Raw genomic sequence first — 2502 nt, 5'->3', positions numbered from 1 at the left:
TAGAGAGTCTTGAGGAGTTCAAAACTTGTCTGATCTTTCCAGGCAAGTACGATCTGCTTTCTCTGAGTTCTCTACTTTCCGAGAGTGTGCAGGTAAGTTTCGATATTGCCTATGACCTCCCCGACCTTGAATTGCTTGATTCTTTCAAGGGCAGGCTGGCAGCTATCATCACATCCACCTCGTCCCCGATGTTCCTGCAAAAAGCTTCAGAGGATCTGTCCGGACTCTTGGATGAATTCCGTCAGCTGTCGCCACAAGCCATTCTATTAAAAGAGAATCGCGGAGGCAGCCGAGTGTTTGATGTCGACATAGATAGTGTAGACGAGGTTCCGGCCCTTCTAAGTGAAACGGTCAACTCGGTAGGTGTCGGGGATGTTTACTCTGCCGTATTCGTGTCCATGCTTGGCGGGGGCATCTTTGATGCCGCGTGGAAAGCTTCGCGCGCTGCGACCTGCTATGCCCAGACAACCTATCCGGACGACTTCAAAAGAGATGTCCTGCGCAGCTTCGCCCTCACCGTCGACCAAATGCGGGGCCTTGGTGGAACGGTCCTGCCTTGGCACGCCCGACCTGAGTTTCAAATATATTTCGCCGCCCCAGACTTTTCCTATATCGACCGGATGCACATTGAGGAGGCTTTAGCGGCGTTAGGTTATCATAACTTTCGGATTCGCCGTCCGGTACAAGAGAATGGAGAGCTGGAACTGCAGAGTTCGATGCACGATATGCGGACTGCATATCTTGGCGATCTGGGTCTTTTAGCCGAGTGTGATCTCGTTTTTGCGCTACCTTTAGAACGCGACCCTGGCACTCTTGTTGAAATCGGACTAGCCCTCGCAGCAGGGAAACCCGTAGTGACTTACGATCCACTTAAAGAAAATGCCAACACCATGGTGATAGCTGGAAGCACGGTCTACTCTGAAAGGCTTGATGCCTGCTTAAATGGCATTTTCGAAGCTATATCTAGGCTGAGAGCCGTGCGCCCATGAAGCAGGCTCTTGCAATGGTTTCCGGCGGGCTCGACTCAACTACCGTCTGTTATCTTTTGGCTCGGAATGGGGTCGAGGTTCGTCCCATCTTCTTTGACTACGGCCAGCACTGCGTAGAGACGGAATGGGCGAAGGTAAACGAGGTCCTCCCAAAACAGGTGCTGCCGCCCGAGCGCCTGAACATTTCAGATGTTTTTAGAAACTCGTCGTCGCGGATGATAGTGGAAGCGGACCTTTGGAAGGAGACCATCTCCGATGATGATCTCTATATCCCATACCGTACGATGCTGTTCTTTGCCGTGGCGGCGGCGCGCGCTCAGACGCTGCAAGTTCTCGACGTGTATTCTGGCTTTATCAACAGCAATCATGCAAAGGAGCTTGATTGCAGTACCGCATTCATGAACGGTCTGGATGAGCTTTCAGAGGGCGTCGGTGCTGTACGTTTCCATGCGCCGTTCCGAGAAAAAACTAAGAGCGATGTTGTTCGACAAGCTTTAGAGCTAGGGGTGCCAATCGGCCGCACCTTCTCCTGCCAGGCGTCAAGCTCTTTCCCTTGCGGTGCTTGTCCCAACTGCGTAGAGAGGCTCAAGGCGCTGGTTGAAGCAGGCGTTGCCTGATCGGGTTTGATTGAATGTCACAGCAACCGGACTGTTCGGACGCTTTGTTCGCAGCGCGATGCATCGCAGACCGTGCTTGCCAAGCCGGCGTTTTGACATCGCGAACCTTCCGCAGGCCTACCTACAATCATATGGGCGCAGTACTAGCCGACTCTGTCCTTCAAGCAGGGCTGAACTATACTAAAGTTGTAAAGCCGCGCGTTGAGGCGATTCTTGAAACCTTTCCACATGCCGAGACCACTAGTGCGCTAAATAAAGTTATCGCACACCATGGAAGTCAAGAGTTCTTGCAATGGCAGCATGGCGAAAAGGTCGCGCGTTTCGAGGGGCTGGCTCAGTTTATGACTGAGGTCGGAATTGATAGCACAGATCAATTGTGTGCAGCTCTTGGGAGCGACGCTTTCCGATCAGGTATTCGGCGCCTGAGGGGAATTGGGCCTAAAACCGTTGATTATATGGCATGTTTAGTCGGAGTGGACTGCATTGCTGTTGATCGGCATATTCGAAGTTTCGCCGAATTTGCTGGCTTGGAACGGGCTAGCTATGATTACCTGCGCGACGTGTTTGGTTTTGCAGCGGACTTATTGTCGATCTCCCGACGCGAGTTTGACGCAAGCATTTGGTATCATCAGGCGAAAAAAACAGCTCGACAGCAGTCGTTCGCGTTTATCGAATAACCTCTACTCATGAAATTTGCGAGGCTGTCGTGCAGCCATTGTCCGAGGAGATGGTTCGTAAGGCGGCGCGGTGTTCCGCAAGCCTTATGCCAATTGGTTCCGCCTCCTCTCAGCTGCGCGATTGACGAAGCTCTACATCAGGCTGACCGTGGTCGAAGGTAGCAGTTCACGTGGGGTTTTGTGGTGCACAATGCGGTGCACATTTTGCGCTCAGGGCTT

3 protein-coding genes are annotated in these 2502 nt (G+C 52.5%); all 3 read left to right on the top strand.

Features of this window, described 5'->3' with window-relative positions; genetic code table 11:
- On the top strand, positions 1–989 hold a 989-nt coding region (locus ACFDS3_RS20925; protein ID WP_375264249.1), incomplete at its 5' end, for a nucleoside 2-deoxyribosyltransferase.
- Entirely contained in the window at positions 986–1606 is a 621-nt protein-coding gene (locus ACFDS3_RS20920) for a 7-cyano-7-deazaguanine synthase (RefSeq protein WP_375264248.1), read from the top strand. The genes ACFDS3_RS20925 and ACFDS3_RS20920, both read left to right, overlap by 4 nt.
- 14 nt (positions 1607–1620) lie before the next feature.
- Complete coding sequence (locus ACFDS3_RS20915; protein WP_375264247.1) at positions 1621–2283, top strand: hypothetical protein; 663 nt, start codon at positions 1621–1623, stop codon at positions 2281–2283.
- Positions 2284–2502 lie beyond the last annotated feature (219 nt).

This window comes from Palleronia sp., assembly GCF_042089775.1.
GTDB lineage: Bacteria > Pseudomonadota > Alphaproteobacteria > Rhodobacterales > Rhodobacteraceae > Palleronia.
This window is presented reverse-complemented; position numbering and strand designations above follow the sequence as displayed.